13 protein-coding genes are annotated in these 18,842 nt (G+C 49.4%); 12 read left to right on the forward strand and 1 reads right to left on the reverse strand.

What is annotated here, in order from left to right:
• Positions 1 to 75 precede the first annotated feature (75 nt).
• From IRJ25_RS12270 to clpB, 12 genes are all read left to right on the forward strand, one after another.
• Positions 76 to 2,364, forward strand: coding sequence for a bifunctional diguanylate cyclase/phosphodiesterase (locus tag IRJ25_RS12270; RefSeq protein WP_269318379.1), 2,289 nt, complete (start codon positions 76 to 78; stop codon positions 2,362 to 2,364).
• A gap of 182 nt (positions 2,365 to 2,546) precedes the next feature.
• Entirely contained in the window at positions 2,547 to 4,289 is a 1,743-nt protein-coding gene (locus tag IRJ25_RS12275) for an adenine deaminase C-terminal domain-containing protein (RefSeq protein ID WP_269318380.1), read from the forward strand.
• A 67-nt stretch (positions 4,290 to 4,356) separates the two neighbouring features.
• Positions 4,357 to 4,662, forward strand: a complete 306-nt coding sequence (locus tag IRJ25_RS12280) for a YerC/YecD family TrpR-related protein (protein WP_214731732.1) — start codon at positions 4,357 to 4,359, stop codon at positions 4,660 to 4,662.
• 35 nt (positions 4,663 to 4,697) lie between these two features.
• Positions 4,698 to 6,080 (forward strand): TrkH family potassium uptake protein, encoded by a 1,383-nt coding sequence (locus IRJ25_RS12285; protein WP_078146261.1) that lies wholly within the window; start codon positions 4,698 to 4,700, stop codon positions 6,078 to 6,080.
• A 12-nt stretch (positions 6,081 to 6,092) separates the two neighbouring features.
• Positions 6,093 to 6,326 carry a hypothetical protein gene (locus tag IRJ25_RS12290; protein WP_074037828.1) on the forward strand — a complete coding sequence of 78 codons (234 nt, stop codon included), beginning with the start codon at positions 6,093 to 6,095 and terminating at the stop codon, positions 6,324 to 6,326.
• 89 nt (positions 6,327 to 6,415) lie between these two features.
• Positions 6,416 to 7,096 (forward strand): heptaprenylglyceryl phosphate synthase, encoded by a 681-nt coding sequence (locus IRJ25_RS12295; protein WP_269318382.1) that lies wholly within the window; start codon positions 6,416 to 6,418, stop codon positions 7,094 to 7,096.
• Between the two features lie 38 nt (positions 7,097 to 7,134).
• Positions 7,135 to 9,351 (forward strand): DNA helicase PcrA, encoded by a 2,217-nt coding sequence (gene pcrA / locus IRJ25_RS12300; RefSeq protein ID WP_269318383.1) that lies wholly within the window; start codon positions 7,135 to 7,137, stop codon positions 9,349 to 9,351.
• Positions 9,352 to 9,360: 9 nt separating this feature from the next.
• Entirely contained in the window at positions 9,361 to 11,355 is a 1,995-nt protein-coding gene (ligA, locus tag IRJ25_RS12305) for an NAD-dependent DNA ligase LigA (protein WP_269318385.1), read from the forward strand.
• A 720-nt stretch (positions 11,356 to 12,075) separates the two neighbouring features.
• Positions 12,076 to 13,554: an LPXTG cell wall anchor domain-containing protein gene (locus IRJ25_RS12310; RefSeq protein WP_269318387.1), complete on the forward strand. Its 1,479-nt coding sequence runs from the start codon at positions 12,076 to 12,078 to the stop codon at positions 13,552 to 13,554.
• 130 nt (positions 13,555 to 13,684) lie between these two features.
• Positions 13,685 to 14,857 carry a CamS family sex pheromone protein gene (locus tag IRJ25_RS12315; RefSeq protein ID WP_074037823.1) on the forward strand — a complete coding sequence of 391 codons (1,173 nt, stop codon included), beginning with the start codon at positions 13,685 to 13,687 and terminating at the stop codon, positions 14,855 to 14,857.
• A gap of 140 nt (positions 14,858 to 14,997) precedes the next feature.
• A complete protein-coding gene (locus IRJ25_RS12320) occupies positions 14,998 to 15,867 on the forward strand; it encodes a DnaJ C-terminal domain-containing protein (protein WP_214691445.1) in 870 nt (289 codons plus the stop codon).
• Positions 15,868 to 15,886: 19 nt separating this feature from the next.
• A complete protein-coding gene (gene clpB, locus IRJ25_RS12325; protein ID WP_196431625.1) occupies positions 15,887 to 18,478 on the forward strand; it encodes an ATP-dependent chaperone ClpB in 2,592 nt (863 codons plus the stop codon).
• Between the two features lie 31 nt (positions 18,479 to 18,509).
• Here clpB and IRJ25_RS12330 read toward each other — a convergent pair whose 3' ends face one another.
• A complete protein-coding gene (locus tag IRJ25_RS12330) occupies positions 18,510 to 18,812 on the reverse strand; it encodes a hypothetical protein (RefSeq protein ID WP_269318388.1) in 303 nt (100 codons plus the stop codon).
• Positions 18,813 to 18,842: the final 30 nt, after the last annotated feature.

Consider the following 18,842-nt stretch of genomic DNA (forward strand, 5'->3'; position numbering starts at 1 on the left):
ATCCTTTTTTTCATGCGAAAAAAAGGAAATGCCGATATCCTGTTCTACAATAATAAAGTAGCTTGAAGAAGGAGGGTGGTCGGCCTGCGTGTTCAAACAAAATTATTTATTGCGATAGCCGTGAACATCGTACTCTTCATCGGTGTCATTTTATTCGTCATCAAACCGTATTTTGTAGAGAAAAGTATTGAACAGGACAGGGCGATGACCCGTGATCAAATCGAAAGTGTATCGGAAGTGTTCGCCAATCACCGACTCATGCTCGAGCGGATTCTTGTCGATTGGTCAGTCTGGACGGATGCCTATGATTTTGTTCAAAATCAGAATGAAACATTCATTGAAAATAACATGGGGGAAGAGACACTCGAAAACTTAGGAGTCGGCGCAATGATTTTCCTCGACCGTGATCGAGAGGTCGTCTACTCGGAGTTTAATCAATTTTATGAATTGGATCGTGAAGAGGACAAGGAGACCTTCACGAACGGTTTGATCCGTTACGTCAACTCGTCAGGAATCAAACAAAGTGCGGTGTATGGCACCGATTTCGGCCCGGTCGTCTTCATGAGTCATCCGATTATGAGGAGTGACGGGACGGGAGAATCCGGTGGGACGCTCGTGCTCATTCAAAAAATCGGTCCAGACTTCATGGCCGCGATGAGTGCCCAAGCAAAAACGAAATTATCGATCAGCCCGCTTTCTCACCGGCAGTTGACGGTCGATTTAGACAATCAGTTTGCCCGTGTCTCGTTACCGCTTCAATCCGTCTATCAAGATGCGAACTGGGAACTCAACTTCTCGGTGAAGCGAACGTACTATACCAACACGCAGACCATGTTAGAAACAGGGATGCTCGGGCTTCTTGTCCTCGGTCTTGGTCTATTGTTGACACTGTTTTGGTCAGTGAATCAAATTGTCACGAAACGATTGATGGGCATCGTCAACGAACTGAAATGGATCACGAAAGAACGGAATAGTCGGTTACGGATTCAGTTGCATCCGAATCAACAAGACGAAATCGAAGAGATGGCCATCAGCATGAACGAGGTGCTCGATGCACTCGAACAGACACAAAAGGAATCGTTGACGCGTGCCTTCCGCGATTCCTTGACCCGTCTTCCGAACCGCTTGGCAGTCGAAGAGATGTTCGTGAGCTTACCGGACACGACCCGATCGATTGGCGTGATGGGAATCGATTTCGACAACTTCCGTCGCATCAACGATCAATTTGGTCAGCGTACGGGAGATGCGATGCTGACGTTCTTTGCCTCTCGTTTGATGTTTTATAAAGAGGATGGCTTCGTTGCGAGAATCGGAGCGGACGAGTTCATCTTGATTCATCCGAAATGGACGACTGAGGAGCTCATGATCATCGCCAATCAATTGGTGAAAGATTTGCGCGAATGGGGTTTGAAGCAAGGGATGAACCATTTGACCTTGAGTATCGGCATCGACGAATTGACTGGCCCCACGCATCATTCCTATGAGGTGATGATGGCGCGACTCGATGTCGTCTTACACGAAGCCAAAGCATCCGGGAAAGATCAGATTCTTTCCTATCATGAGATTGAAGATGGGAGTCATTACTTGCAGGCGCTCGAGATGGAACGTGATTTACGTCATGCGTTGCGTCATGATGAGTTCGAACTCTATTACCAACCAATCGTCTCTCCGCAGCCGTTTCAAGTTAGAGGAGTCGAGGCGTTGATTCGATGGCACCATCCACAGAAAGGATTCGTCTCTCCCGGCGTGTTCATTCCGGTTGCAGAACAACTCGGGCTCATCTCGGATGTGGGACGCTGGGTGCTTGTGCGCGCCATCAAGGAGATTCAAGAGTACGCAGAGCGACTTGACTTATTTTTATCCATTAACGTCTCGAAACGTCAGATTTTAGACGGCTCGTTTTTAGAAGCGTTGGAGGAAACGATCGCTAAGACAGGATTTCCCCCACACCGGTTGCATGTGGAAATCACAGAGAGTGAAGTCGGTGGGAATGTGTATGAACTTCAACAATTCATTCAAGCGTTAAAGGCCATCGGTGTCAAAATATCACTTGATGACTTCGGTGTCGGAACATCGTCGCTTTCATACTTGCAATCCCTGTGTCTCGACATCGTTAAAATCGATCAAAACTTCGTGAAAGGGATTCCGGAGAATAAATTTGACCGCGCGCTGTTAGAAGGGCTATATCAAACTTTCCAAACGCTTGGACTCGAGATTGTCACGGAAGGGGTCGAGCGACCGGAACAGCTTGCGTTCGTATTAGAATATAGTGGTTCGCTCATTCAAGGTTATCATTACAGTAAACCGATTCCGGTCAATCAATTGCACCTGTACTTACGTAAAACCGTCATGACTCAAATTTGATGTAGGTGACTCTTCATAGGAAGAGTCGCCTTTTTTGTGAAAAACATATGTGAAATTTGTTACAATAGGGAACATAACTTGCGACCCATTCAGAGAAAAGGTAAACTTGAAACAGGTAAAGAAAACGCTTTCAAAATTATTCTTTTATAGCTTTGAAAGGGAAAAAGGGAGGATTGGGTTCGATGCCAACAAAAAGAACGGCGCGGGCACCGTGGTCTAAAGTGATGATTCGTTCACAACTTGAAGTCGTAGATCGATTGCGGCCACCTTCGCTCGTCTTACAAAACGCAACGTATTTGAACGTCTACGTAAAACAATGGAGAACCGCGAATATTTGGATTGAGGGAGATCGCATCGTGTATGTCGGTCCAGACTTACCAGAATCAGCGGTCGAAACGGTCGATGTGACAGGAAAGTATATTGTACCTGGGTATATCGAGCCTCACGCTCATCCGTTTCAATTATACAATCCGGCGACGTTGTCAAAATATGCAGGAGAGCGTGGAACGACGACGCTCGTCAATGACAACATGCTGCTTTTTTTACAAGAGGAAGGGCAAGCGTTTGCGCAACTCGATGAGATTCAACAATTGCCGACGAGTACGTATTGGTGGGCCCGTCTGGATACGCAAACGGAGTTGGACCGGGAGAGCGTGACTGTCGACTCGGAACGCATTCACGCGTGGTTTAACCATCCGGACGTCGTCATGGCAGGTGAATTGACGGCATGGCCGCGCGCCTTGAAGGGCGATGATGAGATGCTTCAGTGGATGCTTGACGCCGAGACGTGCGGTTTGCCGGTCGAGGGACATTTTCCGGGGGCGTCGCCAAAAACATTGACTAAAATGGCGTTGATGGGAGTACACAGCGACCATGAGGCGATGACGGCGGAAGAGGCGTTCAATCGATTGGAACTAGGGTATACGACGACGCTTCGACATTCCTCGATTCGTCCGGACCTTCCGGGGATGATTCGTGACCTATTGGCGAATGGACTGACGGCGTTCGACCATCTCATGGTAACGACGGACGGTTCGACACCGGGCTTTTATGAGGACGGCATGCAGGATGCTCTCGTCCGCATTTTGATCGAAGCGGGATTACCGGCCATCGAAGCCTACCGGATTGTCTCTCATAACGTGGCTCGTCATTTTGACCTCGATCATATTTTAGGTGCAATTGCGCCAGGCCGCATCGCGCATTTGAACATTCTAGATGCCATCGAGGAACCGCGTCCGACGGCCGTGATCGCGAAAGGGCAATGGATTTATCGTGATGGGGTATCGCTTTTCCCGAACGAATTAGTGGAAGCAGTCCTCGACATGATGCCGTCGACAGACGTTTCAATCGAGCTTACGCCACAAGACTTGTCCTTCAGCATGCCCGTCGGACTCGACATGATCAACTCGGTCATCATGAAGCTGTTTAAAATTACGCATGACACGGGTCAAGATGAATTACCGCGTGATGGAGACGAATCGTTTCTCATGTTGCTTGATAAAGAAGGGAAATGGCGATTGAACACGGTCTTGAAAGGTTTCGCCCGAGATTTCGGTGGACTTGTCAGTTCGTACTCAATCAGTGGGGATTACTTGATTTTAGGAAAATGTAAACAGGATATGTTACTGGCGTTCAAACGAATGAACGAGCTCGGAGGCGGGATTGTCCTCGTAGACCAGGGCGAAATCGTTGCGGAGATTCCGTTACCACTCTGTGGGATGACGTCGACGGAGCCACTCGAAACACTCATCGGTCAAGAGAAACAGCTGCGAGACGAGCTCATGGCGAGGGGCTATCAGTTCGAAGACCCGATCTATACATTACTATTTTTAGCGTCTACCCATTTGCCGTATGTTCGGGCGACACCTCTCGGCATTTACGAAGTCATGAAGAAACAAGTACTATTTCCTGCGATTTTGCGATGAATAGTTGAGTCCGGGGCGCCCCTGCTTTAGAATGAGAAAGAAGTATGAGTAGAGAGGATGCTTGCGGATGCAACTCGATAAATTACGAGGTCGAGAGCTCGATCAATTATTTGAAGCGATTTTGAAGCTCGAGACACTCGAAGACTGTTATCAATTATTCGAAGATTTAGCGACTGTTAATGAAATTCAAGCACTTGCGCAACGACTTGAAGTGGCGCGGCAAATTCGTGAAGGAAACACGTATCATAAAATTGAGGAAGCGACAGGCGCCTCAACGGCCACGATTTCACGTGTGAAGCGATGCTTGAACTATGGGACAGGCGGATACGATCTCGCTCTTGAACGTCTACAACAAACAAAAGGTGACTCGTAAGAGTCATCTTGTTTTTGATGGAGGGGAGGGGCGAGATGCAACAGAAATTCATGAAACTGAACTTACAATTGTTCTTTCGAAGTTTAACACCGGTCCAAACACTCGTGTTAATTTATAGTGCGGCAGCGATTTTATCAGTTTTGCTCCTCGCCTTACCAATCGCCCATAAGCCTGGAGTGACGATCACGTTTACCGACCTTGTCTTCTTTGCGGTGAGCTGTGTCAGTGTCACCGGCCTGACACCGATTGTAGTCACCGATACCTTCTCCACGTTCGGCTTATTTATCATTCTCTTCATCGTCCAAGTGAGCGGTGTCGGATTGATCAGTTTGCATGTCATCATGTGGATTTTACTCGGGAAACGGATTGGGTTTAGGGAAAGACAACTGATTTTACGCGACCAAAACCAGACGTCCATGTCTGGTATTGTTAAATACATCACGGAAATCGTGATCACCGTTATCGCCATCGAGGCGGTCGGTGCAGTCGTGCTCGGGGTCCATTACTTAAATTATTTTGATACCATCGGAGAAGCCTTCTTACAAGGATTGTTCGGGTCAATCAGTGCGACGACGAATGCCGGGTTTGACATTACGGGAAGTTCGCTCGCGCCATTCCGTGAGGACCCGTTCGTCATCTTTACGCAAATCGCGCTCATGACCGGTGGTGCCATCGGATTCCCGGTGCTCGTAGAGATTCGAACATACTTGGTGAGCCGAATCACACGGAAACGTCACACGTTCCCAAGCCGATTCTCATTGTTCACGAAATTGACGGTCTCGACATTCTTTATTTTGATTGCTGTCGGTACGGTCGGCTTGTTCATCTTTGAATACAACAATGCCTTTAAGGACTTGCCGCTCTGGTTGGCACTATCGGATTCGTTGTTCCAGTCCGTGACGACACGAAATGGTGGTCTATCGACGGTCGATGTCAATTTGTTCTCTGAAGCGAGCATGTTGCTTCTGTCCATCCTTATGTTCATCGGGGCGTCTCCATCGTCTGTCGGTGGGGGGATTCGGACGACGACGTTTGCTGTAGCCGTTCTCGCTGTCATCGCCTTCATTCGCGGGGACTCGTCCATTAAAATTTTCGGTCGTGAAATCGTCCTTGAAGATATTTGGAAAGCGTTCGTGATCATTACGGTCTCGCTTGCCGTGTTACTATCAGGTGTCATGGTCATGGCTTATTTTGAGGATGCTTCGTTGACACGAATCTTATTCGAGGCGTGTTCTGCGTTCGGGACGACGGGCCTATCCGTCGGATTGTCCTCCGAATTTAGTAACGTTGGAAAATGGGTGTTGACGATTCTCATGTTCATCGGTCGGATCGGCGTCATCGCCTTCATTCTCATCCTGCAACGGAGACAACCGAAGCGGATGTATAACTATCCGAAAGAATCAATCATCTTAGGATAAGGAGATTGTCATATGAAAGCATTTTGGATCAACTTCGGATACGTCTTTATTGTTCCGGTTCTTCCGTTTATCGCCATCGTCAATGGAACGGCACTCTGTTCACCGGACTCGCCGCTCCTTGACATACCGGTGCTCGGATTCTTTTTAGCGAATCCGCTCTGGTTCGTCCCCGTTTACGGTCTATTCGCCTTGCTTGTTGCGAAATGGTTGACGGATCGGGAACGGAATCGTACGGCACGTTCGTGACTTGCTTCGGCAAGTCTTTTTTTGTTGGGGAGATGCACGGGAGGAAAAAAATCGATACACTAGAGAAGGATTCGATAGGAGGGAATGAGTTGGAATTTCAGACGTGGCGACATGTGTTTAAACTAGATCCGAATAAGGAACTCACAGATGAGGCGCTCGAGGCCCTCATCCATTCTGGGACCGACGCCTTTTTGATTGGAGGGACGGATGGAGTTGATGCAGAGAATACATTTGCGCTATATGCGAGAGTCCGAGATGCCGGGATTCCAATCGCACTTGAGATTAGTCATCCTAGTCAAGTCATCCACGGATTCAATCATTACTTCGTGCCCACCGTGCTGAATGCAGGAACTCCGGAATGGATCATTGGACATCATGCTCGTGCGTTTGAACGATACGGCCATTTCTTTGATGCCCGTCTTGTAACGGCTCAAGGGTATCTCGTCTTGAACCCGGACGCGAAAGTCGCTGACGTGACGGAAGCACGATGCGATTTGACGATCGAAGAGTCCGTGGCATACGCGGAAGTTGGACATCACTTGTTCCGTCTTCCCTCGCTCTATATCGAATATAGTGGACGACTCGGGAATCCTGATGTCGTCAAAGAGATTCGTTTGGCGTTACCTGATGCACATCTCTTTTACGGTGGTGGCATCGAGGGAGAAAAGACGGCACGATTAATGGGTGCACATGTCGACACGATTGTTGTCGGCAATATCATTTATGAAGACTTAGCTGGAGCACTTGCGACTGTACGAGCACTCCGATAAAATAAGAACAAACGTTTGGAACAAGGAAGGAAACAATTATGTATAATCTTAGCGAAGAATTAGTCAAAGGGATGAACCCGGAACAAGCAGAAGCGGTGAAGCATACGGATGGCCCGCTGTTGATTATGGCGGGTGCAGGGTCTGGGAAGACTCGTGTCTTGACCCATCGTGTCGCCTATTTGATGGCGGCGAAGCAAGTGGCACCGTGGAACATTTTAGCGATCACGTTCACGAATAAGGCAGCACGAGAAATGAAAGATCGGATTGCGCGTCTTGTGGGTGGTGTCGCCGAGGACATTTGGATTTCTACATTCCACTCCATGTGTGTCCGGATTTTACGACGTGATATCGATCGCATCCGCTATGACCGGAGCTTTTCTATTTTAGATGCCTCAGATCAATTGACAGCGATCAAACAGGTGTTGAAAGAATTGAACCTCGACCCGAAGAAGTACGAACCGCGTACCCTTCTCGGGATGATTTCAAATCATAAAAATGAGCTGCGTACGGCGAAAGATGCGGCTGCCCTCGTTGGGAACAATCCGTACGAGCGAATCATCTCGGACGTCTACACAGCGTATGAGAAAAAGTTGAAACAAAATAATGTTCTCGACTTTGACGATTTGATTATGAAGACGATTCACTTATTCCAAGAAGCGCCGGATGTGTTGGCGTTCTATCAGAAAAAATTTAAGTACATCCATGTCGATGAGTATCAGGATACGAACCGTGCCCAATATACACTCGTCAAACTTCTCGCGCAGGCACACGAGAATTTGTGTGTCGTGGGGGACTCGGATCAGTCCATTTATCGTTGGCGCGGTGCCGACATCGCCAACATCTTGACGTTCGAGAAAGATTATCCGAGCGCACATGTCATCTTGCTCGAACAAAACTATCGTTCGACGAAACGGATTTTGGAGGCGGCGAACGGTGTCATCCAAAACAACGCTTCCCGCAAAGATAAGAACTTGTGGACTGAAAATGACGAAGGAGAGAAACTGTTGCTCCATGTCGCATCGGACGATCGCGACGAAGCGTTCTTCATCATGAACCAGATGAAAGAGCTGAAGATGGAAGGGATGGACTACGGACAGATGGCGGTCCTTTATCGGACGAACGCTCAATCACGTGGACTCGAGGAGATGCTCCTCAAGTCGAACATCCCATACAAAATGGTCGGCGGGACGAAGTTCTATGAGCGAAAAGAGATCAAGGACGTCCTCGCATACTTGCGATTGATTGCCAACCCGGATGAGGACATCTCGTTCGTTCGCATCGTCAATGAGCCGAAACGCGGAATCGGTGCCGCGACGATTGATAAACTAGGTGACTTTGCAGATATGCAAGGCGTCTCACTTATGGATGCGATTCGTGACATCGAATTGTCAGGCATCGCCCCACGCACTGCGACGAAACTCGCGGAATTCCGCCAAATGATGCTGGATTTACGGCAGATGGCGGACTACCTCTCCATTTCAGAACTCGTCGAAGAGGTATTGAAAAAGACAGGATATGAAGAGATGCTCAAAATCGAGAAGACTCTTGAAGCGGAAAGCCGACTCGAGAACTTGCAAGAGTTTCTGTCGGTCGCCCAAAACTTTGAGAAAGAGAGCGATGAACAGACGCTCGTCGCCTTCCTTACCGATTTGACGCTCGTCTCAGACCTCGATTCACTCGATAAAGTCGATGAGTCGCATCAAGTCACGTTGATGACGTTGCACTCGGCGAAGGGACTTGAATTCCCGGTCGTCTTCTTGATTGGAATGGAAGAAGGACTTTTCCCGCACAGCCGTGCCTTGAACGACGAGGAAGAGATGGAAGAAGAACGTCGTCTTGCGTATGTCGGAATCACCCGTGCCGAGAAGCGTCTCTATTTGACACGTGCCCAGTCACGGATGCTATATGGTCGCTTCCAAAACAACCCGGAGTCGAGATTCTTGCATGAATTGCCGGAAACGTTGTTGGAGCGGTCCGGTAAGGCGAGAAAACCAATGCCATGGAACCCGGTCGAGTCACCAGGGAAGTTACCGGTGAATGGCTTTAGTTCGAAACCGAAGCCGAAACTCGCCCAATCGTCCGGTGCCGAAACAGTCGGGTGGAACGTCGGCGACAAAGCAAATCATAAGAAATGGGGACAAGGGACGGTCGTGCAGACACGTGGTGAAGGCGACCAACTCGAAGTCGACATCGCATTCCCAGAAGTCGGGATCAAGCGCCTGTTGGCTAAGTTTGCCCCTATCGAAAAAGCGTGAGGTGAGGATATGGAGATGGCAGAACGCGTAGAAGAGCTACGTCAAACGTTAAATCAATACGGATACGAGTATTACGTGCTCGATCGTCCGAGCGTGCCGGATTCGGAGTATGATCGATTGATGAACGAATTGATTCAAATCGAGACCGATTATCCAGAACTTCGAACACCGGACTCCCCGACGCAACGCGTCGGAGGAGCGCCGCTCGACGCATTCGTCAAAGTGACACATGACACACCGATGCTCTCACTTGGAAACGTCTTCTCGAAAGAGGAACTTGTGGAATGGGTGGAGCGAATCGAGAAAGATCTCGGTTACACACCGACATTCGTGGCGGAACTCAAATTTGATGGACTCGCCGTTTCGTTAAAATATGAGAATGGTCGTCTCCTTCGTGGTGCGACGCGCGGGGACGGGACGACGGGTGAGGACATCACGCAAAACTTGAAGACGATTCGTTCCATTCCCCTTCGATTAAATGAGGACGTGACGTTTGAAGTGCGTGGTGAGGCATACATGCCGAAACGTTCGTTCGAACAATTGAATGATGAACGAGAACGTGTCGGTGAGCCACTTTTCGCAAATCCGAGAAACGCAGCTGCCGGTTCACTTCGACAACTTGACTCAAAAATTGCGGCGTCGAGAAACTTGGCGTTCTTTGCATACGGTTTGGTGTCGCAAGACGATCTTGTCGCGTCACATGACGAGTCACTCGATTATTTGAAACGACTCGGTGTCGCTGTGAGCGGAGATTATACAACATGCCAGACGGCGGATGAACTGTGGGATTACATTGAGACATACGTGACAAAACGGAGTGACCTCCCATATGAAATTGATGGGATCGTCATCAAAGTGGCCGGGTATGAAGAACAGGAACAACTTGGTTTCACCGCTAAAAGTCCGCGCTGGGCCGTCGCGTACAAGTTCCCGGCAGAAGAAGTTGTGACGACAATTGAGGACGTCGATTTCAGTGTCGGTCGTACGGGGAAGGTCACACCACGGGCGCGATTTGCTCCGGTTTCTGTGGCAGGTTCGACCGTGACGTATGCGACGCTTCACAATGAAGATTTTATAAAAGAAAAAGACCTTCATATCGGTGACCGAGTCGTCATCAAAAAAGCAGGAGACGTCATTCCGGCCGTCGTATCGGCCTTGGCGAGTGAACGGAGTGGGGAAGAGCGGGTGATTGAATTCCCAACGCATTGTCCGGCGTGTGGGTCGGAGTTGATTCGACTCGAAGGAGAGGCGGATCATCGTTGCGTCAATCCGGAATGTCCGGCTCAACTGCTTGAAGGACTCATCCATTTCGTGTCGAGACAAGCGATGAACATCGACGGGCTCGGCGAGAAAGTGATCACGCAGCTTCACGAAGCAGGGCTCGTCCATAATGTGGCCGACCTGTATCGCTTGGACCGAGATGATTTACTTGGACTCGAGCGCATGGGCGAGACGTCAGTGACGAACTTGCTCTCGGCAATCGAACAATCGAAGCAAAACTCATTGGAACGGGTGCTCTTCGCCCTCGGGATTCGACTCGTCGGACAAAAGGCCGCTTCTTTAATTGCAGAACGGTTCGAGACGATGGATGCAATCATCGCTGCGACAGTCGAAGAGTTGACATCCATCGATGGCATCGGGACGAAGATGGCCGAATCGATTGTCCTCTATTTCGAAAAACCAGAAGCACGTGAACTCGTCAAAGAATTGGCGGAATCAGGTGTGAACTTATCATTCAAAGGAATGAAGCGTTCAACGACTGAAGGGGCACCGCTCTCTGGGAAGACAGTCGTATTGACGGGGAAATTGCATGAGATGACACGTGGCGAGGCTGGGAAACAACTTGAACTTCTCGGAGCGAGTGTAACGGGAAGTGTAAGTAAGAACACAGACTTGCTCGTCGCCGGTGAAAAAGCAGGTTCGAAGCTGGCGAAAGCGGAATCTCTCGGAATCGAAGTATGGGATGAAGCCAAGCTGCTCGACTTTTTACATGAACAAGCATAAGACGTTCGCTTCGGCGAACGTTCAGTTTATTGACAAATAACATGTTCGAACTCGTCCGTCGGGCGAGCAACGCAAACGGTCGTCATCTGGCGGCCGTTTGTCTTTTTCTAAGGCCACGACGGCCGAAGAAAAAGCTCGGTATTTACTTTGAATCGATGTATCAGGGGAAAGGGAAGGTAAACGCCGAGATCATCCTCCTCGGGCCGCTGTTCAACATCCGTTCCGTTCGTCAGACCGTGAAGGATGGATCGTGTCGACTTGTTGATCATTAGATTCGCCCCCTGTGTGTTCTTCTCACACCATTATATGGGACGAAGGACGAAAGGTGACCAAGAACGGGCAGGCGAGACTCCTGAGGGAATAGCAAGCAAAGGGAGACCCAGCAGTGACGCAGTCGCGATGCGGCTCCCTGCTTGCCCCTAGGAAAGCGAGCCGTGTCCGGATTGGGCATAAGACCTATACTTTGTCTACAGTCTGGACGTTCGCTTCGGCGAACGTTTTTTATTTTTTTCAGAAATAAATGGGATTGAGCAGGTTCGCACAAGTGTGTGAGGGGTATAGATTAACTAAATCAAAATGCTAATATATTTTTGCGAGAGAACCCTTTGACATCATGACTTTCACACACACATTCCTCTCATTCCTCTACGTGGTGAACGTCGTCATCGGAACGATTGCGATTCGAGCGCTTGTTTTCACCTTGGAGGAGGGACCGACATCATGACACACAACATCCAGCGCTTCGTTGCCGTATTTACCATCCTCATGTTCCTTTCAACCTTATTTGGGGTGCCCACCGCCAAAGCGGACACGACCACGTTCCGGTATATCCAAGTGAATTTGACAGATGAGGAAAGCGAAACATTATATGAATCAAGTCTTGTCTATGAAGGAATCACGTATTACGGGGTCCGTGAATCAGCTGACGTTTGGCGATTTATGATTGATGCGGAAGTAGTAGACGACTCGTTGATTGACCTCATCACGCTCTATGATGCGGAAGGTGTACCGTATACGTTTTCTCCACACACTGTCACGGAAGCCTATCCTGTCGAAGTGGAGGAACCGCCTGTAGTCACAGAACCAGACCCATCAGAAGAGGTGACGCCACCGGTTGAACCAGAACCAGTCGTCGAAGAGCCGACGACTGAACCGACGTTACCGAAGCTCGCCGTTGAAGCAATCAACATCGCCGCAGTCGACCGAGCCGTTGTCGGAGGCGAAATATCGTATACGTTCATTGTAGAAAACACAGGAGACACGCCGATGACGGTGACAGAATTCTCTCATGAGTATGTGAGCGGAGACATCGATCATCAATCAATCGAATCGTTCAATCAACACGTATTTGATCGTTTGCATGAATTAATAGGAGAAGACGGTCTCTTGCCGGGGGAACGGGTGGAAGTGACAGAAGTTTTAGCGATTCAGACCGGATATTCGTTCGACGCTCATCCTGAGATCGGCAGTGTCTTTCGGGTGACCGGAGTGGATGAATTCGACCGGGTTGTCACGTCAGAAAGTCAACAAATTATCCTTTTGCAAACACCAGACTTCACCGTGAATGCAACGGTTGAGAAAGCGACCGTTCAACCGGGAGAGCCCGTTCGTTATACGTATACGATCACCAATCCTTCGAGAGTCACCCTATTTTTAGCGAAAGCAGTTCTTACATGGCCAAGCGGTGCCTTGACAAAAGAAGAACAACACCTGGCAAATCAACGATTCGCAGAGCTGGTCGAAGCGATTCCTGCCTTCAGAGACGGTCTCGGTCCGGAAGAAGAAGTGACGTTCTCGTTTGAGCTTCCGCTCCTCACATCTTATGATATGAGAGCCGGGGCTGAATTGATTCAACGTGCCACATTCACCTTTGAGGTGGATGAAGGGATTGCGGTTACTCACTCTGTCGACGTACCGGTAGCAGTGAAGCAACCTGTTCCGGTAAAAGAAGAGCCGAAACAAGACGCTAACAAACAGAAGACAGAGGTGAAAACCACACCACCTGCCGTGACAGTCGTTGTCAAAGAGAGTGGAGCGAAACGAGTCGAGCACATCGATGAAGCCGATCCGTACGCACAAGGCGTACTTCCGATGACAGGCGAAGCGGATGATCTATGGCACGTCATGCTCGGTACACTTCTCTTCGCGTCAGGACTCCTACTGTTGATTCGTCGCAACCACTCGTCAACGAAACCATAAATCGACATCCCTTCTCGTTCATGCGAGAAGGGATTTGTTCTGATTCCGCTTCGATACTTTTTTCGTGGAACGATTTTGTTATAATGGACAAAGTGAAATAGGAAACGATGTTCAAAGGAGCTAGACATAGATGAAATGGAAACAACTCGTCATCCCGACAATCGCCTCTGCGCTATTGTTGAGCGGATGTTCAATGAAAATACCGATGGGTGAAGAAGAAGCGACACCAACAGGGGACGAAACAGCGGCCGAAGGCGTCACACAAGCGATCGAAGCCCGTGACTCTTATTACCAGATGGTCATTCCGTTCAAACCGGCGGCGGCGAGAGGTCTCGCCCAACGTCAAGTCAGTTCATCGTTAGAACTCGAAGAAGTCGAACTCGGTCTCATGCGTCATTCAACGGACGCGTTCGACCCGGAAAAGTTCGCTTATCAAGAGGGACAGCTGTTGAATGCGGAGGATGTGTCCCGTTTACTTGCACGGAAAGATAAAAGTAATGAAGGATTGACACCCTTGAACCCGGCATATGCGGATGGCAAGGCAGAAGTCGAAGACGACAAGTTTGTCGACGCAAACAAGAAGTCACCACTTTATTTAGCTTCCATTGTTGAACAGAACTACATGACGAAAGAGGACAGCGGGTATCAGGTTGGAGGCGTATCGTTTGCACTCATATTGAACCGTGAGTATGTCTTCCAAGCACCGAACTATGGTCCGACGTACACCGTCAAACTCGATCAAAAGAAAGTGATCGCAGAAGGGGAACGTATGGCGAACGAGCTCGTCTCCCAATTACGGAAGCGGGAAGACTTCAAGGATCTCGATATCAATGTCGCGCTCTATATGAAATCGACACAAGGTTCACCGACACCGGGGAACTATATCAAATCGGCTTTCGTTGGGACGGCGGATCAGGTCAAATCGGATGACTGGAAAGCGATCGATGAGAAGTACTACTACTTCCCGTCGACATCAGCGACGTCTGACGTACGCGAGGACGCTCAGAAGTTTACGCTCTTCAGCGATCGGATCGCAGACCTTTTCCCGGACTATAGCGGGATGATCGGGAAAGGTTTTTATCAGAATGGAGATTTATCGAGAATGGAGATTGATATCCCGATTCAGTTTTACAGTCGCGCTGAGCTCGTCGGATTCACACAACACGTTGTCGGCTTGCTTGAAAACCGTTGGGAATATAATCGGAACGTTCCGGTTCGAATTAACGTGACATCCCTCGGTGGAGACCCTGAAGTGACCATTGTGTTCGAGGACGGAATGGATAGTCCGAAAGTATACTTCTAAAGGAGGAGAGGTTCGTATTTTGAAACGAATCTCTTCTTTTTTTCGTATGAAAAGTGAAAGGATAATCTTTGACCTTATTTGACCAAATGAGTAGAATAGAGTTAACAGAAACGGGAAAGGGATAGGTGAGGTGAATCCATATGGCTAAAAACTATTACGATGAGCTTGGTGTTTCCAAAGGAGCGACCGAGCAGGAGATTAAACGCGCATACCGGAAACTGGCGAAACAATACCATCCGGACGTCAATAAAGATCCTGGGGCACAGGATCGCTTCAAATCGATTCAAGAGGCGTTCGACGTGTTGAGCGACCCGGAGAAGAAGGCGAACTATGATCGATATGGTAGCCCAGATGGACCGTCATTCGGACAAGGGTTCGGAGGCGGTGGGGAAGCTTACGGGGAAGGCTCATCTCAATTCGAGGATCTCTTCCGACAATTCGGCGGGGGGTCACGTACGACTTCGCGGACGTTCGGGTTTGAAGATATGTTCGGAAGCTTCTTTGACCAAGCGGTCGACGAAGACTTGGATGAGACCGTTCGTGTCAACATCCCGCTTAGTCAATTGACGAAAGAGTCGAAAGTGAGTCTGCGTCTTCAAACGGGTACCGTGAACGTCAAAATTCCACAAGGTGCTTATGAAGGTCAGAAGTTGCGCTTGAAAGGAAAGGGAAGCCGGGTCGGACAATCGGGAAACCGAGGTGATGTATATGTCGAACTTCACTTTGCCGATGACGATACGTATCGTCGCGAAGGAGAGCATATCGTGACAGTGAAGCGTTTGCGACCGCTTGAGTTTTTAGACGGGACGAGCGTCATCATTGCGACACTCGACGGGGGACGCGTGAAGTTGAAAGTGAAACCGGGAAGCCGTCCGGGACAACGGATGCGTATTCCGGGCCGAGGTGTCATGACCGGTTCGAAAGTACGGTCGGACTTGTTCGTGCAGCTCGAAGTCGACCTGCCGCTTGATGAGACGTACCGGGCTGTATATGAAAAAATCGAACGTTAATGGATAAGGAGGAATCGTGATGGACTTTAATCGTTTCACCGATAAAGCACATGAATGCATTGTCAGTTCACAAGCGTTAGCGAAACAGTATCATCATAGCGAAATCAATGAGTGGCATGTATTGGCCTCAATGATTTCACAGACGGACGGGATTGCGCCGTTGCTGTTTCAAAAAATGGAGATCAACGTGTCAGAGATTGAAGGAGAAGTCGCGCTTTCTCTGAAACATGCGCCGAAACTCCAAAACCCGACGACACCGATGATTTCAGCCTCTCTCTTAAGCGTCTTGACGACTGCGGAACGAGAAGCGACGGGGATGAATGATGAGTACGTATCGGTCGAACATATTCTACTCGGTATTTTGTTGAACAGCAGTCAGGCACAGACGATGCTCGAACGGAAAGGTGTCACCGAAGAACGACTCCGTGAGGCGCTTGTCGCTGTGCGTGGGAACCGTCGCATCACATCGAAGTCGCCTGAAGCGACTTATGATGTCTTGACGAAATACGGACGCGACCTCATTCAAGAAGTGAAGACAGGTAAAATCGATCCTGTCATCGGACGTGACAGTGAGATTCGTCGTGTCATTCGAATCCTAAGTCGAAAAACAAAAAATAACCCTGTCCTCATCGGAGAACCAGGGGTCGGGAAGACAGCGATTGTCGAAGGGCTCGCCCAGCGCATCGTTCGTGGAGATGTACCGGAAAGTTTGAAAGACAAAACCATCTTCAGCCTCGATATGAGCTCCCTCGTTGCCGGTGCGAAATATCGCGGAGAGTTCGAGGAACGTCTACAGGCCGTCTTGTCCGAAGTGAAAGAAGCGGAAGGCACCATCATCCTCTTCATCGATGAACTTCACACGATTGTCGGTGCAGGGAAGTCTGAGGGGTCGATGGACGCCGGTAACATGTTGAAACCGATGCTCGCCCGAGGCGAACTGCATTGTATCGGCGCGACGACGCTCGACGAGTATCGCCAATATATCGAGAAGGACCCGGCCCTTGAGCGGCGTTTCCAACAAGTACTTGTCGCTGAACCGGATGTCGAGGATACGGTTTCCATCTTGCGCGGTTTAAAAGAACGCTTTGAGATTCACCACGGGGTACGCATCCATGACAACGCGCTCGTCGCGGCGGCTGTGCTATCCAATCGCTATATCACGGACCGCTTCATGCCGGACAAGGCGATTGATCTCGTCGACGAGTCGTGTGCGATGATTCGAACAGAGATGGAGTCGATGCCAGCTGAGCTTGATGAATTGGTCCGTCGGGTCATGCAGCTTGAAATCGAAGAGGCGGCTCTTAAAAAAGAGAGCGATGCCGCTTCCATGAAGCGACTTGAGGCGCTCCAACAGGAATTGGCTTCTATCCGTGAACAGTCTGATTCGTTACGTCTCCGTTGGGAGAATGAGAAGGAGTCGACGCACCGCGTACAACAAATCCGTGGAGACCTTGAGAAAGTACGTCTCGAGTTACAAGAGGCAGAGAGTCGCTATGATTTGAACCGGGCCTCGGAACTGAAATATGGACGAATCCCGGAACTTGAGCGGGAACTAGAAGAAGCGGAACAGTTGGCGAGTTCGGTGACGCGTGAGCTCGTGCGTGAAGAAGTGACGGAAGAAGAAATCGCCGAGGTCGTCTCGAAATGGACGGGGATCCCGGTGACGAAACTGACAGAAGGAGAGCGGGATAAGCTTCTCAATCTAGAAGCGGTTTTGCATAAACGTGTGTTCGGACAAGATGATGCGATTCGTCTTGTCAGCGATGCAGTCATTCGAGCACGTGCTGGCATCAAAGATCCAAACCGTCCGATTGGTTCATTCCTTTTCCTCGGACCGACGGGGGTTGGGAAGACAGAACTCGGGAAAGCACTCGCGGAAGCGATGTTTGATTCAGAAGACCATATCGTTCGGCTGGATATGAGTGAATATATGGAGAAACATGCCGTATCGCGTCTCGTCGGTGCCCCTCCTGGCTATATCGGTTATGAAGAAGGTGGACAGTTGACGGAAGCGGTTCGCCGTAACCCGTACTCGGTTCTCTTACTCGATGAGGTCGAGAAAGCGCATCCGGACGTCTTCAATATCTTGCTTCAATTGCTCGATGATGGTCGATTGACCGATTCGCACGGGCGCATCGTCGACTTCAAAAATACGATTGTCATCATGACGTCGAACATTGGGGCGGACATCTTGCTCGAAGCGGCGAAAGATGGCGTGATTGATGAGGACGAAGAGCGTCAAGTGCTCGACAAACTCCGTCGTCATTTCCGTCCTGAATTCTTGAACCGGGTCGATGAAACGATTCTGTTCCATCCCCTCACGAAAGATCAAATCGGTCAGATTGTCGAGAAAGCGGTCGGACGGATGAGCGAACGGCTCACGACACGCTCGATTCATATCGACATCACCGATGCAGCCAAAACGTTCGTTGCTGACGAAGCATATGAACCTCAATTCGGTGCGCGACCGATCAACCGGTATGTACAACGGACGATTGAGACGAAACTTGCCCGTAGCATCCTCGCTGGAGATGTCGAGGATGGGCAAACGGTCATCATCGATGTCGAGAACGGGGCGTTGACGTTACGCCCATCGACAGTCAATGCATAAAGAAAGAGGAATCCAAAATCGGATTCCTCTTTTATGTACGCCGACGCTTTCTTCTCAAAATTAAATAACTGATCCCAATAAAAATGAGGTAGAGTACCGTCCCAAAAAAAGAGTTGAATACCCATGGAATTGTTCCCATGAAGCTGGCACGGGTCGCTTCTTGGAACCAGAGCAGTAGCCAAAAGAATAAGCCAAGACTTGTTGCGAGTAGCGTGTAAAATCCCATCATACCTTGTTTCGTCCATCGCTTGATTCCGAACCCGAGTAAAGTCGTAACGATAAAAATTGTACCCAACCCAATATAGAACAATCCGTCAATCGGTAAAGTCTGCACGGACACACCCTCTTTTCACCATCAGATTCA

The sequence above is a fragment of the Exiguobacterium sp. KJ 601 genome, assembly GCF_027161185.1.
GTDB classification, from domain to species: domain Bacteria; phylum Bacillota; class Bacilli; order Exiguobacteriales; family Exiguobacteriaceae; genus Exiguobacterium; species Exiguobacterium profundum.